Here is an 18,416-nt window from a genome sequence, read left to right as displayed (position 1 = left end):
CCGTTCGACGACGCCGAAGTGACCGAAGTTCAGGTGCAGGTGTGACGGAGGTGCAAGGCGATGGCCGGTTTCCGGAGTCTGGCGAGACAGGTGCGAGATCCGAGGTGCGATCTGGCACTGCGGCGGTACTCACTGCGCAAGTGCCTTGAGAGGTTCGCCCCCTACGGGCATCGGGCGACCTGGGACCATCTGTGCTCCCGGGCCGGGTTCGGTCCTGAGGACCGTTCGCCCGATCCGGCGCGGCTCGTGGCCGCGCTGGACGAGCTGGAGGAGGCCCGCTCCGTCTGGCTCGCCTACGAGGTCGAGTTCGCGCAGCGCCGCAAGAAGGAGAAGCACGACGGGCTGCGCAGGCCGGGCAGCGTGGACGACTGGCACCGGCTGACCTGGGGCGGTTTCGGCGTCGCCTGGTGCGACGACCCACGGGTCCATCCCCATGAAGCACTGGCCGAGGTGCTGCGCCGGCTCATCGCCGCACTGGAGCGCGAGCCGGGCGAGGCCTGCCCCGTGTGCGCCGGGGAGCGCCTCACATGGAAGTACGACCTGGCCCACGAACCGTCGTCGGGCCCGGTCTGCACGGGCTGCGGAATAGTGGTGCCGCGGCCCGTTCTGACACCCGAAGCCCTGGTGGAGGCCAGGCGCGGACGGCTGCTGGTGTCGGCGTGAGCACGACGGGGGTGCGCACAGAAGGCCGCGCCCCCGTGCGCGTGCCCGGGGTGTCCTGATCGGACGAGCGCCCGAAAGGCGCTGCCTACGAAGGCGTCTTGACGTCCGTGTGGATGGCGAGCTTGAACTCGGCGAGGGTGATCGGTACGGCGATCTTCGCGTCACCGACACCGCGCGCCGAGATCTTCAGGCCGACGGGGGTCCCCGGATGCACGAACATCTGCCAGAGATAAGTGCGGTACTGGCCGCCGCGGGTGAGCGTCGTGTCGTTCGTGGCCGTCGAGTCGTACCCCGTGGAGACACCCAGCGGGTCGCGCACGAAGCGCGCCCGGTACTCCAGCGCGCGGGCGTCGGCCTCCCAGAAGACCATCGCGGACAGCACGGCCCAGCCGTCGTGGCTGGGCCAGATCAGCCCGGAGCGGGTGTCCGGGTACGTCGACGCCTGGCCACCGCCCCGGGCCGGATCGTGCATCTTCCAGGGGTCGTACGACTCCTCGCTCACCTCGTACGGGAAGCGGACCAGGTGGTAGCCGTCGTTGTCGTATGTGATCTTCTGCGCCCCCGAGTGCGCGGCCTCGTACTTCAACGAGCTGATGACGACGCTCATTTCTCCTCCTTCTCCGTCTCCTGAACACCGGTTCGCCCCGGGTCGAGGCTGGTTGTCAGTGGCGGGGGGCACCATCGGGGGCATGGTGCCGGTGGACGTCCACGTGCATCCCAAGTCCCCTTGCGGACAGCACACATTGTCGGCGAAAGCGCTTGCGACGGCACTCGAAGAGATACGTTCACAGGTTCGCGTTCCGATCGGGGCGACCACGGGCGCATGGGGGGAACCGGATCCCGCGGCCCGGGTGGCGCGCGTCCGTGAATGGACCGTCCTACCCGATCACGCCTCGGTCAACCGGCACGAGCCCGGCGCGGAGGGCGTCGCGGGGGCGCTCCTGGAGCGCAAAGTGGCGGTGGAGGCGGCGTCGAGGGCTGGTGAGGGCGTGGGAGATGTTCCGGTCAGGACTCCGCGCACGACCTCGCCGCCGGCCGAAGAGCCCGACGCTACCAGCACCAAATCGGCTCGCTCCACCCCTTTCCCGTAGGGACAGTTGGGGGCGATGAAACCCGGCTGAGGAACCCGAGGAGCCCTGACATGTCGACGCTGCGCGTCACCGCCGAAGTGCTGACCATCCACCCCCACCCGAACGCCGACGCCCTCGAACTGGCCCAGGTGGGCCTGTACCGGGCCGTCGTCGCCAAGGGCGCGTATCGCACCGGCGAGACCGCCGTCTACATCCCGGAGCAGTCCGTGCTGCCGGCCGGGCTGATCGAGGAGCTGGGGCTGACCGGACGCCTCGCGGGCAGCGGCTCCGACCGGGTCAAGGCCGTACGGCTGCGCGGTGAGCTGTCGCAGGGGATCGTCTGCCGGCCGAAGGCGCTGGCGGACGTCGACCTCGCGCGGACGGTGGCGGACGGAACCGACTTCGCGGAGCTGCTCGGCATCACCAAGTGGGTGCCGCCGATCCCGCCCACGATGAGCGGCGAGATCGAGTCCGTGCCCGATCTGCTGCGCTGGGTCGACATCGAGAACATCCAGCGCTACCCGGACATCTTCACGCCCGGCGAACCCGTCGTCCTGACGGAGAAGCTGCACGGCACGGCATGCCTGGTGACGTACCTCGCCGACGAGGACCGTGTGCATGTCTCCTCGAAGGGCTTCGGCGCCAAGTCCCTCGCCCTGAAGGAGGATCCGCGCAATCTGTACTGGCGCGCCGTGCACGGCCACGGCGTGGCCCAGGCCGCGGCCCGCCTCGCCGAACGGCTCGGGGCACGCCGGGTCGGGATCTTCGGCGAGGTGTACGGGGCCGGCGTACAGGACCTGACGTACGGCGCGGACGGCCGCCGCGACACCCTCGGGTACGCCGTGTTCGACGTGTCCGCGGACATCGACGGCGAGGTCCGCTGGCTGGACGCGGCGGATCGGCTGGACGGCGAACTGCCCCTCGTACCCAGGCTGTACGAGGGCCCGTACGACATCGAGCGGGTCCTGGAGACCGCCTCCGGACGGGAGACGGTCTCCGGGCACGGGCTGCATCTGCGGGAGGGCGTCGTGATCCGGTCCGCCACCGAGCGGCGCAGCCCGGTGACCGGCGGCCGGGCGATCGCGAAGGCGGTCAGTCCGGCGTATCTGACCCGCAAGGGCGGCACGGAGTACGAGTGACCGGACCGGCCGCAGCAGGCCGGGGACTGGTCAGGACTGGTCAGCAGCAGTCCTCGGGCTGCTGCTGACCCGGTGTGCGCCGCGGCCGGCTCGCGGCGCGGTCCACCATGAGCCGCGAGCCCGTCCGCCGTTCGCCGAAGACGTCGTCCGGGTTGGAGAGCACACAGGTCTCCAACGACAGGCATCCGCACCCGATGCAGTCCGTCAGATGGTCCCGCAGCCGGCCCAGCTGGGTGATGCGCTCGTCGAGTTCGGCGCGCCAGGCCTCGGAGAGGCGCGCCCAGTCCTCGTGCGTCGGGGTCCGCTCCTCGGGGAGTTCGGCGAGCGCCTCGCGGATCGTGGCCAGCGGGATGCCGACGCGCTGCGCGGCGCGGACGAAAGCGACCCGGCGCAGCGCGTCGCGGTGGTAGCGGCGCTGGTTGCCCGCGGTGCGGCGGCTGCTGATCAGGCCCTTGGACTCGTAGAAATGCAGGGCGGAGACGGCGGCGCCACTGCGGGCCGACAGCTGGCCGACCGTGAGCTCATGGATCTTCTCGGGAATCTGGGGCACCCCTCGAAGCCTACCTACCTCGTCACACTCGCGGCCCGTTGACATGGGCCCCCCGCCCGACCATGCTAAGCAGTTGCTTAGACATGGCGACACAGGAGGCCAGGGACATGGCAGAGCCGAGGATCTTCACATCCGCCGACGAGCTGAAGGCGGCGGTGGGCGAGCAGCTGGGGTACAGCGACTGGCTGGAGGTCGACCAGAAGCGGATCGATCTGTTCGCCGACGCCACGGGCGACCACCAGTGGATCCATGTGGACCCCGAGAAGGCCGCCGCGGGTCCGTTCGGCACGACCATCGCGCACGGCTATCTGACGCTGTCGCTGCTGCCCGCGCTGGTGCCGCAGGTGATGCGGGTCGAGGGCATGAAGATGGGCGTCAACTACGGCTCGAACAAGGTGCGTTTCCCCGCGCCGGTGCCGGTGGGCTCACGGCTGCGCGCCACCGCCGTCCTCCAGGAGGTCACGGAGGCGGGCGAGGGCGTCCAGGTCACGGCCGCGGTGACGGTCGAGCGTGAGGGCGGCGACAAGCCGGTCTGCGTGGCGGAGTCGGTGTCGCGCTACTACTTCTGAGGCCGCCGGCGGGAGCGGGCCAGGGGGTGTCCTTCGGATCCACCCTCTAGACCTTCGCCCTCACCATCCGCAGCACGAGGTCGGCGTAGAGCGCGCCGACCTCGTCGGGCGTACGGGGGCCGTTGACGTTGAACCAGCGGGCCACGTCGATGCAGAGCGAGAGCACCGCCACGGTGGTGCCGGGCACGTCCGGGACGTCGAAGTCGCCCGCCGCCACGCCGTCCTGGATGATCCCGCGCACGGCCGCGTCGGTCTGCCGGCGCAGCGCGATGATCTCGGCGCGCGCGTCGGGGCCGAGCGCCTCCAGTTCGTACTGCACGACCCGTGCGGTGGTGTGCTGCCCGGCGTGCCAGCGCACGAACGACCGTACGGCCTCGGAGAGCCGCTCGGCGGCGCTGCCCTCGCCCTCCACCGCCGGCCGCAGGATCTCCAGCGCCTTCTCGTGCCCGATCCTGCTGATGCGGTGGAGCAGCTCTTCCTTGGTCTTGTAGTGGATGTAGAGCGCGGCGGGGCTCATGCCGGCCCGGCCCGCGATGTCGCGGGTGGTCGTCGCGTGGTAGCCGCGCTCGGCGAAGGCCTCCACGGCGGCGACCAGCAACCGCCGGGCCGCGTCAGGGGTGACCTCGGCCCACGGCTGGATCTCGCCGCCGGCCGTCTCCTCCGCCGTACTCATCACTCGCCCCTTCCAGTGGCAGGACGAACACCATACCTCTGAAGGTGAGCGAGCGCTTAGAGTGCCCGTTCAGCGCGGTGCGAACGGGTGGATGAACGAGTCGGCAAACGGGTGGGCGAACGGATCACAGCTTTTCGAAGGGGCCGTACGCGCGCCCCGCGGGGTGCGCGCCCTCCTGCCGGTCCCGGATCACCTTGGCCAAGGTGAAGGCCGAGGTCACCAGGTACAGGACGGCGATGGCCAGGAAGCCCCGCACCCAGGCGTCGGCGTGCAGTTTGAAGATGCCGATGGCGGTGGCCGCCATGGCGACGGAGAAAGAGGCGACGGCCTGACCGTAGAAGGCTGCCGTGTTCTGCTGCTTGACCGGTGTCTCGCTCATACGGACAAGGGTCGGCGGCCACGGCCGGAACCACATCCGCCGCCGTACTCAGGACGTACTCAGACGAGGCCGGCCGGAACCAGGTCCCGCGGAACTCGGAACGAGGTTCCTCAGAACGCCGAGACCCCCGTCAGCGCCCGCCCGATCAGCAGCTTCTGGATCTGGCTCGTGCCCTCGTAGAGCGTCATCACGCGGGCGTCGCGCAGCAGCTTGCCCGCCGGGTACTCGTCGATGTAGCCGTAGCCGCCGAAGACCTGGAGGGCGTTGTTCGCGGCGCGCACGGCGGCCTCGGAGGCGAAGAGCTTGGCCTGGGAGGACGCGGTGGCGAACGGCTGCCCCCGGTCGACGAGGTCGGCGACCCGCCAGGTCAGCAGCCGGGCGGCGTCCACGTCCACGGCGATGTCACTGATCAGCTCCTGTACGAGCTGGTGGTGGGCGATCGTCTTCCCGAACTGTTCGCGCTCGGTGGCGTACTTCACCGCCACGTCCAGCGCGGCCTGGGCTATGCCGACACAGCCCGCCGCGACCGACATCCGCCCCTTGGCCAGCGCCGACATGGCCACGGAGAAGCCCTTGCCCTCGGGCGCCAGCATCGCCGAGGCGGGCACGCGGACGTCCTCGAGGACCAGCTCGGCGGTGGCCTGGCCGCGCAGGCCGAGCTTGCCGTGGATGGGGCGGCGGGTCAGGCCGGGGGTGTCGGTGGGGACGAGGAAGGCGGAGACGCCCTTGTGTCCGGGTGCGTCCGTGGAGCGGGCGAAGAGGAGCACGACGTCGGCCCAGGTGCCGTTGGTGATGAACATCTTGGTGCCGTTGACGACGTAGTCGTCGCCGTCGCGTACGGCCCTCGTCGTCAGATTGCCCGCGTCGGAGCCGGTGCCGGGCTCGGTGAGGCCGAAGCAGCCGACGTACGCGCCGGAGGTGAGCCCCGGCAGCCACTGCCGCTTCTGCTCCTCGCTCCCCCAGTACGCGATCGTCTTGGCGACGAGCCCGAGGGAGACCGACACGATGCCCCGCACCGAGGAGTCACCCCGGCCCAGCTCCTCCGTCACCAGGCAGTACGCGAGGTGGTCGCCGCCGGAGCCGCCGTACTCCTCGTCGACGGTCAGCCCGAGGAAGCCGACCTCGCCCAGCTTCTTGACGAGGGAGCGGTCGACCTCCTCTGCGCGGTCCCAGGCGATGACGTTCGGGGCGACCTCGCGGTCCACGAAGTCCTTGGCGAGCTGCCGGACGGCGGTCTGCTCCTCGCTGAGCTCCAGGTTCATGGCGCGTCACCCCATTTGAAAGCCGTACATTTAAATTAGCACTGCTAGTTTACGTGCGCAGCCCTACTATGTGCGCCATGGCCCGACCGCGCAAGCCCCTCCTCAGCACCGACCGCATCGTCGACGCGGCACGGGCGCTGGTGGACGCCGAGGGCCTGGCGGCCGTTTCCACCCGCCGGCTCGCCGCCGAACTCGGGGTCAGCGGGCCCTCGCTCTACAACCACTTCCGCACCAAGGACCAGATCCTCGAGGCGGTCGCGGACTCGGTGAGCGCGCAGGTCGACCTGTCGATGTTCGAGGACGGCCGGAACTGGCGGACGGCGCTGCACGACTGGGCCTTCTCCTACCGCGCCGCGCTGCGCGACCACCCGAACATCGTCCCGGTGCTCGCCCGGGGCCCCGGGCGACGCCCGGCCGGCCTCCGCCTCGCCGACGCCGTCTTCGGGGCGATGGTCCGCGCCGGCTGGCCGCCCGCGCAGGCCACGTCCATCGGCGCGCTGATGCGGTACTTCATCATGGGCTCCGCGCTGGGCTCGTTCGCGGGCGGGTTCGTCGACGACGAGACGGCGTACGACCCCGCCGACTATCCCCACCTCGGGCAGGCCCACCTGCTTGCCGAGCAGCAGGAGAAGATCGACGAGCGGGCGTTCGAGACGGGGCTCACGGCGTTGCTGGACGGGCTCGCGCAGCAGTACGAGCAGGTACGGCGGGCCCTCTAGGCCGCCCCTGGCCCTGGCGCCGAGTTCCCGCCGCCCGGCGACCGGGGGCGCGCGCCTCTTCGCGATCGGCACCCGCCACGGACACTTCGGCGGGTGCCGAAGTGTCCGTACCGCATGCTGGAACGCATGACGAGCCGACACAGGTCCCGGGATGCCCAGGCGCCGCGGCTGGCCCGGCTCGCCGGGCTGATCGCCGACGAGACGCGGGCCGCGTTTCTGCTGGCGCTGCTGGACGGGCGGGCGTGGACGGCCGGCGAGCTGGCGCGGCACGCGGGAGTCGCGGCCTCCACCGCCAGCGAGCATCTGGGCAAGCTGGTCGCGGGCGGGCTGCTCGCCGAGGAGCGGCAGGGGCGGCACCGGTACGTACGGCTGGCCGACGGGCGGACCGCGCAGCTCGTCGAGGATCTCGCGGCCCAGGTCGCGCCCGGCGCCCTCGAACAACCGCGCACGCTGCGGGAGTCCAGCGCCGGCACCGCGATGGCCCGCGGGCGCACCTGCTACGACCACCTCGCCGGGCGGCTCGGCATCGCCCTCACCGACGCGCTGACCGGACGTGGGCTGCTGCGCCAGGACACCGGGTTCGCGCTCACGGACGACGGGCTGAAGTGGTTCGCGGACGCCGGTATCGGTCTCGAACCCACCGGCCGACGCCCGCTGGCCCGGGCCTGCCTCGACTGGACCGAACGCCGGCCCCATCTCGCGGGCGTCGCGGGCGCGGCCCTGTGCCGGCACGCTCTGGACGCGGGGTGGTGCGTACGCATCGGCTCCGAGCGGGCCGTGAAGGTCACGGACCAAGGGGAGCGGGCGCTCGCGGCGCTGCTGGGCATCGCGACGGGTGCGCTGCGCTGAGCGGGAGCGGCAGCGACCACATGAGCGGCGCTGCCTCAAGAGCGGCCGCAGCCGGACCCGCACGCACAGCCACACCCACAGCGGCAGCCGCAGTACGACGTCCGAAATCCGCGTGCCCCCTGTCTGTCCCCCTCCTAGCCTCGGGAGCATGATGAGCACTCCCCCGTTCACCCCCGCACCCCGCCGCCGCGCGGAGCTGCTCGCCGCGGGCGCGGCGGCCGTCACCGTCGTCCTGTGGGCCTCCGCCTTCGTGTCGATCCGCAGTGCGGGTGCCGCCTACTCGCCGGGCGCGCTGGCGCTCGGCCGGCTGCTGGCGGGCGTCCTCGCGCTCGGTGTCATCTGTCTCGTCCGCGGGGAGGGTCTGCCGCCGCGCGCGGCCTGGCCGGGGATCGTCATGTCCGGGCTGCTCTGGTTCGGCTGCTACATGGTCGTGCTCAACTGGGGCGAGCAGCAGGTGGACGCGGGCACGGCGGCCCTGGTCGTGAACATCGGCCCGATCCTCATCGCCCTGCTCGGTGCCCGGCTGCTCGGCGACGCCCTGTCGCCGCGGTTGCTCGCGGGGATGGCGGTGTCCTTCGCGGGTGCGGTCGCCGTGGGTCTCTCCCTGTCCGGGGAGGGCGGATCCTCGGTTCTCGGGGTGGTGCTGTGTCTGCTCGCCGCCGCCGGATACGCGGGCGGAGTCGTCGCGCAGAAGCCGGCGCTGGGCAGTGCCAGTGCGCTCCAGGCGACGACCTTCGGCTGCCTGGTCGGCGCGGTCGGGTGTCTGCCCTTCGCCGGGCAGCTCGTCCACGAGGCGGCCGCCGCGCCCGTCTCCGCGACCCTCAACATGCTCTACCTGGGCGTCTTCCCGACCGCGCTGGCGTTCACGACCTGGGCGTACGCCCTCGCCCGTACGACCGCGAGCCGCATGGGCGCGACCACGTACGCCGTGCCCGCCCTCGTCGTACTGATGTCCTGGCTGGTGCTCGACGAAGTGCCGGGACCGCTGACGCTGGCCGGTGGCCTGCTGTGTCTCGCCGGGGTGGCGGTGTCGCGTTCCCGGCCGCGCGGCCGGACGACCGCGCCTGTGCCCGAGGACACGGCCCCGGCGCCGGCCCCGGAACCAGCTCCTCGACCGGCTCCGGATCCAGTTCCTCGACCGGCCCCGGAGCCGCGCGCCTAGGCGCGCCTAGAACACCACCAGCGCCCGGCCGCCCTTGCCGGCCAGCATGTTGTCGAACGCCGCCGGGATGCCGTCGAGGGCGATCCGCTCCGTCACCAGCGCGCCGAGGTCCAGGCGCCCCGCCCGTACGTGCTCGGCCAGGACCGGCAGGTCCTTCGCCGGGTCCGAGTTGCCGTACACGCAGCCCGACAGGGTGCGGCCCCAGTGGAAGATCTCCAGCGCGTTGAACACGACCTGCTGGTCCTTGCCGCCGATGCCGACGACCGTGGTGCGGCCGCCACGCCGCGTCGAGTCCCAGGCGGTGCGGATGGTCACGGCGCGGCCCACGCACTCGACGGCGACGTCCACCCCCTGCTTGTCGGTGAGCCCGCGGATCTCGCGGGCCGTGTTCTCGGAGGCGACGAGGTAGTCGGTGGCCCCGGCCCGGCGGGCGAGCGACTCCTTCTCCGGCGAGACGTCCACCGCGACGATCTTCGACGCGCCCGCGATCCGGGCGGCCTGGAGCGTCGCGAGGCCGACCCCGCCGACCCCGAACACGGCGACCGTCTCGCCCGGCTGGACCTTCGCCGAGTGATGGACGGCTCCGTAGCCGGTGAGCACGGCACAGCCGAGCAGCGCCGCGTCGGTGAGCGGCACGCCGTCGGGCACGGGCAGTACGCAGGCGGCCGGGACGACCGTCTCCTCGGCGAACGCGGCGACGTTCAGCCCGGGGTACAGGTCGGAGCCGTCGGTGCGCCGCGCGTACACGGTCCCGGCGCCGGTCAGCGCGTCGGCGCACAGCCAGACCTCGCCCAGCGAGCAGGCGTGGCACCTTCCGCAGGACGGCGCCCAGTTGAGGACGACGCCCGCGCCGGGCGACACCTGGGTGACGCCCTCCCCCACGGAGACGACGGTGCCCGCGCCCTCATGGCCGAGGACGGCCGGGACCGGCACCCGCATGGTGCCGTCGGACAGGGACAGGTCGGAGTGGCAGACCCCGGCGGCGGCGAGCCGGACCCGGACCTGGCCGGGACCGGGCTCGGGCAGTTCGATCCCGGTGATCTCCAGCGGAGCACCGACGGCGGGCAGTACAGCTGCGCGGACCATGGTGGGCGACGCTCCTAGAACTGGAGGGACTTGGTCTGGAGGTACTCGGCGAGGCCGTGCGCGCCGAGCTCACGGCCCACGCCCGACTGCTTGTAACCCCCGAAGGGCGCAAGGGGGTTGAAGCGGCCGCCGTTGATGTCGACCTGCCCGGTGTCGAGCCTGCGGGCGAAGGCGACCGCCTCCGCCTCGTCGCCCGCCCAGACGGCGCCGGCGAGGCCGTACACCGTGCCGTTGGCGATCCGCAGGGCCTCCTCCTCGTCCTCGTACCGGATGACCGAGAGGACCGGGCCGAAGATCTCCTCCTTCGCGATCGTCATCTCGGGCGTGACGTCGGCGAAGACGGTGGGGCTGACGAAGTAGCCCTGCGGCTCGGTGGATTCGGGGCCGCCCGCGACGAGCCGTGCGCCCTCGGCGACACCCTTGTCGATGTAACCGCGCACCCGGGCGCGCTGCTTGGCGTTCACCAGCGGGCCGATGCGGTCCGCGTACTTCACCGCGGCGGCCGCGGCCAGCTCGACCGCCTCCTCGTACCGCTCCGCGTGCACCAGCATGCGCGTCCAGGCGCTGCACGTCTGGCCGGAGTTGGCCATCACGTTGGCGACGCCCACGTTCACCGCCTTGGCGAGGTCGGCGCTCGGCAGGATGACGTTGGCGGACTTGCCGCCGAGTTCGAGGGCGACCCGCTTGACGGCCGCACCGGCCGTGGCACCGATCTGCCTGCCGACCGCCGTCGAGCCGGTGAACGAGACCAGGTCGACGTCCTCGTGCTCGGCGAGCGCCTGTCCCGCGACCGGGCCGAGGCCGGTGACGAGGTTGAACACACCCGCCGGGACACCGGCCTCGTGGACCGCCTCCGCGAAGAGCTGGGCGGTCAGCGGGGTGTCCTCGGCGGGCTTCAGTACGATCGTGCAGCCCGCCGCGAGTGCCGGGGCGACCTTGGCGACGATCTGGTGCAGGGGGTAGTTCCAGGGGGTGATGGCGCCGACCACGCCGACCGGCTCGTGGTGGACGGTCGAGTTGCCCACCCTCTCCTCGAAGGCGTACGTCGCCGCGAGTTCGGCGTACGAACCCGCGACCAGGATCGGCAGGCCCACCTGCACGCTCTGCGAGAACGACAGCGGTGAGCCGAGTTCGGCCGTGACGGTCTCGGCGATCTCGTCCTGGCGGGCCACCAGGACGTCCCGGAGGGCGGAGATCCGCGCGGCCCGCTCGGCGGGCGGGGTCGCGGCCCAGGCGGTCAGGGCGGCACGCGCGGCACGTACGGCCGCGTCCACGTCCTCGGGAGTGCCCGCCGGCACCCGGCCGATCACCTGCTCGTCGGCCGGGTTCACGACCTCGATCATGTCCGGCCCCGCGGCGGGCCGCCAGGCGCCGTCGATGTACATGCCGTCCTGTGCCTTCATCGTCTTCCTCCGGAGTCGGGCAGCGTCGTCCGCGCCCCAAACTAGCGATGTTAGTTTTGGGACGCCAGAGGGTTCCGGGTCACGATGGAGCGGGGCCCGCGCGCCGCGGCGGAGCGCGATACCGGGGGGACGAGGACCTGGGGCGACGTTCCGGAAGAGCCTCGCGGGCGTCCCCGCCGGGGTTCAGCCCCCGCGGGCGTTCCGCCGGGGTTCAGCCCTTCCGGGTCGCCGTGAGGTGGGCGAAGACCACGATGTTGCTGGCGTAGCCCTTCTTGCGGTCGTACGTGCCGCCGCAGGTGATCAGACGCAGCTCGGGGCGCTTCCTGGTGCCGTACACCTCCTTGTCGGGAAAGTGCGACTTCTCGTACGTCTGCACCCGGTCCACGGTGTAGACGGCGGTGCGTCCGTCCGCGCGCCGGGCCTCGACCAGCCGTCCCGGCGGCAGTTGGCCGAGCGCGGCGAAGACGGCGGGGCCGGTCCTGGTGTCGCGGTGGCCGACGACGACGGCCGTGCCCTTCTCGCCCGGCGCCGGTCCGCCCTCGTACCAGCCTACGAGCTTGGGTTTGTCCACCGGCGGCGTGGCGAGCTGCCGGTCACGGTCGAGCCGGAGGCCGATGACCGGCGCCTCGATGCCCAGATGCGGGATGCGCAGCACGGTGGCCCGGGAGCGCGGCAGCGGGGTGGGCGGCGGAGCGGACCGGGCCGACCGGCCGGTCCGCTCCGCTCCGGTCCCGGGACCGCGCGCGTCGGTGCCGGGGCCGGCGGCGTCGGCCGCCACCGCGGGCCGCTCGGGCCCGGCGAGGACGGCCGGCCCGCCCGGCTCGTCGTCCTGTCCGCACCGGTTGCCCACCGTCACCAGGACGGCCACGAGCGCGGCCGTCCTGGTGAGGCGGTAGGCGCGAGTCCGGTACCAGGGCCTGCGGAGCCGCCTACGCGGCGCCATGGGGCCGACGGCGGATCAGCCGGAAGTACGTGACGCCTCCGGCCACGACCAGCCCGACGGCCGCCGTCGCGGCGACCGGCGAGACCGCCTCGGTCATGTCGGCGAGCCCGCCGCCGCCCGCGTGGACGCCGCCCTTCGGGCCGTCCTCGCCGCCCTGCGAGGAGCTGTTCCCGCCGCCCTGGCTCTCGTGTCCGCCGCCCTGCGAGGAGCTGTCGCCGCCCTGGCCGGCGCCGCCCTGGCTGTCGCCGCCCTGGTAGCCGCCGCCCTGCGGGCCCGACGCGCCGTTGTACTCCTTTTCGCCGTGCTCGTTCTCTTCGCGGCAGTCGACCCGGAAGATCTTCTCCTTCTGGGGGGCGGTGGCGCTCGGGGGGACGGGCCAGGTCAGCTTGTACTGCCCGTCGGGCAGGGCGAGGGGTTCCGTGCGGCCGACACCCGCCGCGAGGATGATGGCGCCGGTGAGCGTCGCGGTGTTGGGCAGCGGCGGCTGCGCCTCGATGGTGTAGGTGACGGTCGTCGCCCCGTCGAAGTTGGTCGCGTCGAGGTAGAACCGGCAGACCTTGGAGTCGTCCTTGGGCACGCCCAGGGGCGCACCCACTCTGTGGATCCTGAGTTCGCCTTCGTCCCCCGGGGCGGCGAAGGCGACCGGCGCCCCGATCGAGGCGGTCGTGGCGGTGGCGAGAACCGCCAGGGCGGCGGCGGCACCGGTGCGGGCTGCTCCGGCGCGGCGGGAGAGTGGCGAGGTGGTCATGCGTATGTCCTCCGAGTCAGACGATTTTCATACAAATCGCTCTTTCACCTGACTCTCTTTCACATTCGCCGCGGCGGATGCGGGAGCTGCGCCCGACACCCTGTCAGGAATCCCTCGTCCGGCCCAATGGCGCACCGGACCGCCGCGGGCCACCGGTCCGCTGTCGCACCACCTGCTTCCCCGGCGCGCGCAGCGCGATTCCCGAGGAGATCAGCAGCAGCGCGCCGAGCATCACGAACGGCGCCGCCACGCCCGCGACTCCGGCGATCAGACCGGCCGCGGCGGGCGCGGCGACCTGGCCGAGCCGGTTGCCGGTCAGGCGCAGCGCGAGGGCGGTGGAGCGCGCGTCGTCCGGCGCTGCCTGCACCACGGTCGTCATGGACAGCGGCTGCCCGACGCCGAGGCAGAACCCGAGCGCCGCGAGCATCACGGCCAGCGCCCACACCGGCACCGGGAGCGCGATGCCCGCGCACAGCAGCGCCGCCGCGAGACAGGTCACGGTGAGCAGGGCGGCCCGGCCCAGCCACCGCAGCATCGGTGTCATCACCAGCCGGCAGGCGATGGTCGCCGCGGCGCGCAGGCTCAGCAGCAGACCGACCACCGACGGAGCGATGCCCCGGTGTTCACCGACCACCGGAAGATACGCGGTGAGGATGTCCGTCGCCGACAGCACGGCGAGGCTGACGAAGATGCCCGCGGGCACCCCCCGGGTACGCAGGATGCGGTGGACGGGGATGCGATCGCCGCGCTCGGTACGGGAGTTGGCCGTCGTACGGTGTTCGATGCGCCACAGCGACGCGCAGGACACCGCGGCGACCGCGCCCGCCACCAGCAGCGCCAGCGCGCTGCTGCCCGCCCGGTCCGGGCCGCCGATCAGGGCACCCGCGACGACCGGGCCGATCAGCTGGCCGAGCGAGGCGCCGATCGTGAAGTGGCCGAAGTTGCGGTCCTGTTCGTGGGGCGCGGACTGGCGGGCGACGATCGACTGCGCGCCGATGACGAAGCAGAGGTGGCCGAGACCCATCACCCCGCTCCAGGCGGCCATCGCGGCGAGGGAGTCGGCCGCGCCGCTCAGGGCACAGCCGCCCGCGATCAGGACAACGCCCAGCGGCAGCAGGGGCGCACACCGGCCGTGGTCCGTACGGCGGCCGAGCGGCACGGCGGCGAACAGCGGAAGCAGCGCGTACACGCCCGCGATCACACCGACCGCGCGCTCGTCGGCGCCCAGCGCGAGGGCCCGGTAGGAGACGGCGGGCCGCGCCATCGACACCGCCCCCTGCGCGAAGCAGAAGGCGATGACGAGGCGCAGCAGCCAGCCCCTGCCGGGCCGTTCGGTGGGAGAGGCGCCGGGCATCAGATGATGCCGAAGAGGATCCCGGCCCCGAGCACCACCAGCGAGGTGAGCGCGGCCCACTTGACCACGAACCTCGTGTGGTCGCCGAACTCGACCTTGGCCATGCCGACGAGGACGTACACGGCGGGCACCAGCGGGCTCGACATGTGCAGCGGCTGGCCGACCAGCGAAGCGCGGGCGATCTCCAGGGACGAGACGCCGTGCGCCTGGCCCGCCTCGGCGAGGACCGGGAGGATGCCGAAGTAGAAGCCGTCGTTCGACATGAAGTACGTGAGCGGGATGCTCAGGACACCGGTGACGAAGGCCATGTGCGGGCCCATGCCGTCCGGGATGTTGGAGACCAGCCACTCGGCCATGTGGTCGACCATGCCGGTGCCCTGGAGGACGCCGGTGAAGACGGCGGCGGCGAAGACCATTCCGGAGACGTTGAGGACGTTCTCGGCGTGGGCGCCGAGGCGGGCCTTCTGGTCGGGCATGTGCGGGAAGTTGACGGTGAGCGCGAGCGCGGCGCCGAGCAGGAACAGGACCGGGATCGGCAGCCACTCCATGATCATGGCGGTGAGTAGCGTGACCGTGAGCAGCGCGTTGAACCAGTACAACTTGGGGCGCAGGGTGGCGCGGTGGGGGTCGAGGCCCTGGAATCCGTCGTCGGCGGTGGCGGACTCGGGGGCGTCCGCGTCGGTGCCGGAGCCGGAACCGCCGGTGGCGCGCGGGGACTTCTCCTCGGAACCGCCCGCACCCACCAGCACCGTCTCGGCCTCCTGCGGCTCCAGTGCCTCGTCCAGCGTCAGCACGCCGAGCCGCGTGCGCTCGCGGCGCCCGAGGACGTAGGCGAGGGCGAAGACACCGAGGAGACCCACGGCGAGGGCCGGAATCATCGGCACGAAGATGTCGCTGGCGTCCAGCTTCAGCGCGGTCGCGGCGCGGGCGGTCGGGCCGCCCCAGGGGAGCGTGTTCATCACGCCGTTGGCCATCGCGGCGACACCGGTCATCACGACGAGGCTCATCTTCAGGCGCTTGTACAGCGGGTACATCGCCGAGACCGTGATCATGAAGGTGGTCGAGCCGTCGCCGTCGAGCGAGACGATCGCGGCGAGCAGGGCCGTGCCGACGACGATCCGCAGCGGGTCCGCCTTGCAGAACCGCAGGATGCCCCGCACGATCGGGTCGAAGAGGCCGACGTCGATCATCACACCGAAGTAGACGATCGCGAACATCAGCATCGCCGCGGTGGGCGCGAGGCTGGTGACGCCGTCGATGACGTAGTCACCGAGCTTGGCGCCCTTTCCGACGAAGACGCAGAAGAGCGCCGGGATCAGCACGAGCGCCGCGATCGGCGACATCTTCTTCAGCATGATCAGGACCAAGAAGGTCGCGATCATGGTGAAGCCGAGGATGGTCAGCATGAATGGATACCTAACGTTCGCCCTTGAACTCCCACCAGGGCCGGCGGTGGCGATGACGTTAAGTCGGGTCGAGAACTGTTAACAAGACGTTGACATGGGAGCAATAAGCGCAAAACTCCAGGTCAGGATGTGCGTGTCAGCTCGACGGGTACGCCGTTGAGCACGGCGTTGCCCGAGAGCGGGTCGAGCAGGCTGCCATCGAGGAGCTGGTTGACGTTGACGCCGGGGTCCAGCGCGGCATGGCTCATCCGGGTGCCGGGCCGGTCGTGGCCCCAGCCGTGCGGGAGGCTGACGACCCCGCGCCGGATGCCGTCGGTGACCTCGACGGGGGCCGTGACCGCTCCCCCGGCGCCCCTGACCCGGACCGGCGCCCCGTCGGTGAGGCCGAGGCGCTCGGCGTCCTCGGGGTGGATGTGCAGGGTGCAGCGGTTGGTGCCGCCGGTGAGGGCGGGCACGTTGTGCAGCCAGCTGTTGTTGGACCGCAGATGCCGCCGCCCGATGAGCACGAGCCCCTCGGACCGCTCCCGCAGCGCCTCGCGCAGCCTCGGCAGGTCGCCGGCGATGGGTCCGGGCAGCAGCTCGACCTTGCCGCTGCGTGTCTTCAGGGGCTGCGGCAGGCGCGGCGTGAGCGGCCCGAGGTCGATGCCGTGCGGGTGGGCGAGCACCTTCTCCAGGGTGAGCCCGTCCGGCCGGGCGCCGAATCCGTCGCCGTACGGGCCGAGGCGCAGCATCATGTCGAGCCGCCGCTCGGGGCCGCTGTCCCCGGTGAGCACGGCGGCGAGTTCGCCCGGGTCGCGGCCGTGCACGGGCGCGTGCGGGTCCGTGACGGCCTTGCCCAGTGTCTGGTCGATGACCAGGGCGTCCACGGCGTCGGGGGCGGCGCCGTGCATGCCCGTGGCGGCGAGCACGAGCCGTGCGAGGATCTCGGTCTCCGCCATCCGGCCGGGTTCCAGGGGGACGGCGGCGCGGGTGTAGCGGACCTGGTTGTGCACGGCGAAGGCGTTGAACGCGAAGTCGAAGTGCGGCGCCTGGGAGGGCGGGGGCGGCGGCAGGACGACATGGGCGTGGCGCGAGGTCTCGTTGAGGTACGGGTCGACACTGACCATGAAGTCGAGCGAGCCGAGGGCCTTGTCGAGGCGGTCGCCGTCGGGCGCGGAGAGTACCGGGTTGGTGGCGACTGCGATGAGGGCGCGGACCGGGCTGCCCTCGCCGGTGGCGGTGTCGATCTCCTCGGCGAGCGCGGACAGCGGCAGCTCGCCCTTGGCCTCCGGGTGTCCGCTCACCCGGCTGTGCCACCGCCCGAGCGCGAAGCCACGGCCGGGTCCGGCGGGCCGGGGCGCCTTGTCGGTGGCGGACAGCGGGAACAGGGCGCCGCCGGGCCGGTCGAGGTTGCCGGTGAGGATGTTGAGCACGTCGACGAGCCAGCTGGCGAGCGTGCCGTGCGGGACGGTGCAGCTGCCGATGCGGCCGTAGACGGCGGCGGTCGGGGCGGCGGCCAGTTCACGGGCGAGCTCCCGGATCACGTCGGCCGGTACGTCGCACGACGGGCTCGCCGCTTCGGGGGTGAAGTCCCTCAGCGCGTCGGCGAGTTCGTCGACGCCCTGGACATGCGGGGCGAGCTCCCCGAGGTCGACGAGCCGCTCCTCGAAGAGCACGTACGCCATCGCCGCGAGCAGCAGTGCGTCGGTGCCGGGGCGGATGGCGACGTGCCGGTCGGCGAGCTTGGCGGTGCGGGTGCGGCGCGGGTCGACGACGGTGAGGGTGCCGCCGCGGGCCTTGAGGGCCTTGAGCTTGCCGGGGAAGTCGGGGGCGGTGCAGAGACTTCCGTTGGATTCGAGGGGGTTGGCGCCGAGCAGCAGCAGATGGTCGGTGCGGTCGAGGTCGGGCACGGGGATGGCCACCGCGTCGCCGTACAGCAGACCGCTGGAGACGTGCTTGGGCATCTGGTCGACGGTGGAGGCGGTGAAGAGGCTGTGGGTGCGCAGACCGGCGAGCAGGACGGGCGGGTAGAGGGCGCCGGCCATGGTGTGGACGTTCGGGTTGCCGAGGACGACACCGACGGCGTGCGGTCCGTGCTCCTCGACGACGGGCCGCAGTCCGGCGGCGACGGCGTCGAACGCCTCCTCCCAGGTGGCCTCGCGCAGCTCCCCGTCCTCGCGGACGAGCGGCGTCCGCAGCCGGTCCGGGTCTCCGTCGGCCGCCCCGAAGGACGCGCCCTTCGGGCAGATGAACCCCTTGCTGAACACGTCGTCGCGGTCGCCGCGGGCCTTGGTCACCCGGGTCCCCTCGATGGTGAGCGTCAGCCCGCAGGTGGCCTCGCACAAGGGGCAGATACGCAGGGCGGTGCGGGACACGGGTCCTCCCAGAGGGGTGGCGGCAACGGTGACGCACGGATCGAGCCGAGCATACCGAGCGGTATGGCAGGAGGGGAGGGGCTGCCG

General features: G+C 72.2%; 18 protein-coding genes and 1 pseudogene. 7 read left to right on the top strand and 12 right to left on the bottom strand.

All coding sequences use genetic code 11. The features are described from left to right. Positions 1-60 precede the first annotated feature (60 nt). Positions 61-663 (top strand): hypothetical protein, encoded by a 603-nt coding sequence (locus SAVERM_RS33950; protein ID WP_010988008.1) that lies wholly within the window; start codon positions 61-63, stop codon positions 661-663. Positions 664-748: 85 nt separating this feature from the next. Here SAVERM_RS33950 and SAVERM_RS33945 read toward each other — a convergent pair whose 3' ends face one another. After that, positions 749-1,270, bottom strand: a complete 522-nt coding sequence (locus SAVERM_RS33945) for a hypothetical protein (protein WP_010988007.1) — start codon at positions 1,268-1,270, stop codon at positions 749-751. Positions 1,271-1,364: 94 nt separating this feature from the next. Between SAVERM_RS33945 and SAVERM_RS45060 the strand changes: the two are divergent. Next, positions 1,365-1,638: pseudogene (locus SAVERM_RS45060) on the top strand (3-keto-5-aminohexanoate cleavage protein); the annotation flags it as partial. A gap of 166 nt (positions 1,639-1,804) precedes the next feature. Beyond that, the gene (locus tag SAVERM_RS33940; RefSeq protein WP_010988006.1) at positions 1,805-2,872 is read left to right on the top strand and encodes an RNA ligase (ATP); all 1,068 of its coding nucleotides are present in this window, start codon (positions 1,805-1,807) and stop codon (positions 2,870-2,872) included. Between the two features lie 40 nt (positions 2,873-2,912). Here SAVERM_RS33940 and soxR read toward each other — a convergent pair whose 3' ends face one another. After that, positions 2,913-3,422: a redox-sensitive transcriptional activator SoxR gene (gene soxR, locus SAVERM_RS33935; RefSeq protein WP_010988005.1), complete on the bottom strand. Its 510-nt coding sequence runs from the start codon at positions 3,420-3,422 to the stop codon at positions 2,913-2,915. Between the two features lie 107 nt (positions 3,423-3,529). On the opposite strand from soxR, the gene SAVERM_RS33930 reads away from it, so the two are divergent. Beyond that, entirely contained in the window at positions 3,530-3,991 is a 462-nt protein-coding gene (locus SAVERM_RS33930; protein ID WP_010988004.1) for a MaoC family dehydratase, read from the top strand. Between the two features lie 46 nt (positions 3,992-4,037). Here SAVERM_RS33930 and SAVERM_RS33925 read toward each other — a convergent pair whose 3' ends face one another. The 3 genes from SAVERM_RS33925 to SAVERM_RS33915 all read right to left on the bottom strand — a co-directional run bounded on the left by SAVERM_RS33925 (position 4,038) and on the right by SAVERM_RS33915 (position 6,305). Next, complete coding sequence (locus tag SAVERM_RS33925) at positions 4,038-4,664, bottom strand: TetR/AcrR family transcriptional regulator (protein WP_037646404.1); 627 nt, start codon at positions 4,662-4,664, stop codon at positions 4,038-4,040. A 124-nt stretch (positions 4,665-4,788) separates the two neighbouring features. Next, positions 4,789-5,043 carry a YiaA/YiaB family inner membrane protein gene (locus SAVERM_RS33920; protein WP_037646403.1) on the bottom strand — a complete coding sequence of 85 codons (255 nt, stop codon included), beginning with the start codon at positions 5,041-5,043 and terminating at the stop codon, positions 4,789-4,791. Between the two features lie 110 nt (positions 5,044-5,153). Further along, a complete protein-coding gene (locus SAVERM_RS33915) occupies positions 5,154-6,305 on the bottom strand; it encodes an acyl-CoA dehydrogenase family protein (protein WP_010988001.1) in 1,152 nt (383 codons plus the stop codon). Positions 6,306-6,382: 77 nt separating this feature from the next. On the opposite strand from SAVERM_RS33915, the gene SAVERM_RS33910 reads away from it, so the two are divergent. The 3 genes from SAVERM_RS33910 to SAVERM_RS33900 all read left to right on the top strand — a co-directional run bounded on the left by SAVERM_RS33910 (position 6,383) and on the right by SAVERM_RS33900 (position 9,035). Then, the gene (locus tag SAVERM_RS33910; RefSeq protein WP_010988000.1) at positions 6,383-7,024 is read left to right on the top strand and encodes a TetR/AcrR family transcriptional regulator; all 642 of its coding nucleotides are present in this window, start codon (positions 6,383-6,385) and stop codon (positions 7,022-7,024) included. A 126-nt stretch (positions 7,025-7,150) separates the two neighbouring features. Next, positions 7,151-7,873: an ArsR/SmtB family transcription factor gene (locus tag SAVERM_RS33905; protein ID WP_037646644.1), complete on the top strand. Its 723-nt coding sequence runs from the start codon at positions 7,151-7,153 to the stop codon at positions 7,871-7,873. A 151-nt stretch (positions 7,874-8,024) separates the two neighbouring features. After that, entirely contained in the window at positions 8,025-9,035 is a 1,011-nt protein-coding gene (locus tag SAVERM_RS33900) for a DMT family transporter (RefSeq protein WP_010987998.1), read from the top strand. Positions 9,036-9,041: 6 nt separating this feature from the next. Here SAVERM_RS33900 and SAVERM_RS33895 read toward each other — a convergent pair whose 3' ends face one another. From SAVERM_RS33895 to SAVERM_RS33865, 7 genes are all read right to left on the bottom strand, one after another. Continuing rightward, positions 9,042-10,121: a Zn-dependent alcohol dehydrogenase gene (locus SAVERM_RS33895; protein ID WP_010987997.1), complete on the bottom strand. Its 1,080-nt coding sequence runs from the start codon at positions 10,119-10,121 to the stop codon at positions 9,042-9,044. A gap of 14 nt (positions 10,122-10,135) precedes the next feature. Next, positions 10,136-11,524 carry an aldehyde dehydrogenase family protein gene (locus SAVERM_RS33890; protein ID WP_010987996.1) on the bottom strand — a complete coding sequence of 463 codons (1,389 nt, stop codon included), beginning with the start codon at positions 11,522-11,524 and terminating at the stop codon, positions 10,136-10,138. A 211-nt stretch (positions 11,525-11,735) separates the two neighbouring features. Continuing rightward, positions 11,736-12,467 carry a class F sortase gene (locus SAVERM_RS33885; protein ID WP_010987995.1) on the bottom strand — a complete coding sequence of 244 codons (732 nt, stop codon included), beginning with the start codon at positions 12,465-12,467 and terminating at the stop codon, positions 11,736-11,738. Beyond that, positions 12,454-13,215, bottom strand: coding sequence for a hypothetical protein (locus SAVERM_RS33880; protein WP_010987994.1), 762 nt, complete (start codon positions 13,213-13,215; stop codon positions 12,454-12,456). Before SAVERM_RS33880 ends, SAVERM_RS33885 begins: the two co-directional genes overlap by 14 nt. A gap of 103 nt (positions 13,216-13,318) precedes the next feature. Then, positions 13,319-14,569, bottom strand: a complete 1,251-nt coding sequence (locus tag SAVERM_RS33875; protein ID WP_037646401.1) for an MFS transporter — start codon at positions 14,567-14,569, stop codon at positions 13,319-13,321. Then, positions 14,569-15,975 (bottom strand): CitMHS family transporter, encoded by a 1,407-nt coding sequence (locus SAVERM_RS33870; RefSeq protein ID WP_010987992.1) that lies wholly within the window; start codon positions 15,973-15,975, stop codon positions 14,569-14,571. The genes SAVERM_RS33875 and SAVERM_RS33870 overlap by 1 nt, the downstream gene beginning before the upstream one ends. Before the next feature lie 122 nt (positions 15,976-16,097). Further along, positions 16,098-18,329 carry a molybdopterin oxidoreductase family protein gene (locus tag SAVERM_RS33865; RefSeq protein WP_010987991.1) on the bottom strand — a complete coding sequence of 744 codons (2,232 nt, stop codon included), beginning with the start codon at positions 18,327-18,329 and terminating at the stop codon, positions 16,098-16,100. Positions 18,330-18,416 lie beyond the last annotated feature (87 nt).

The organism is Streptomyces avermitilis MA-4680 = NBRC 14893 (assembly GCF_000009765.2).
Taxonomy (GTDB): domain Bacteria; phylum Actinomycetota; class Actinomycetes; order Streptomycetales; family Streptomycetaceae; genus Streptomyces; species Streptomyces avermitilis.
Note: the sequence above shows the minus strand (reverse complement) of the source record. Positions and strands in the feature narration are given on the sequence as shown.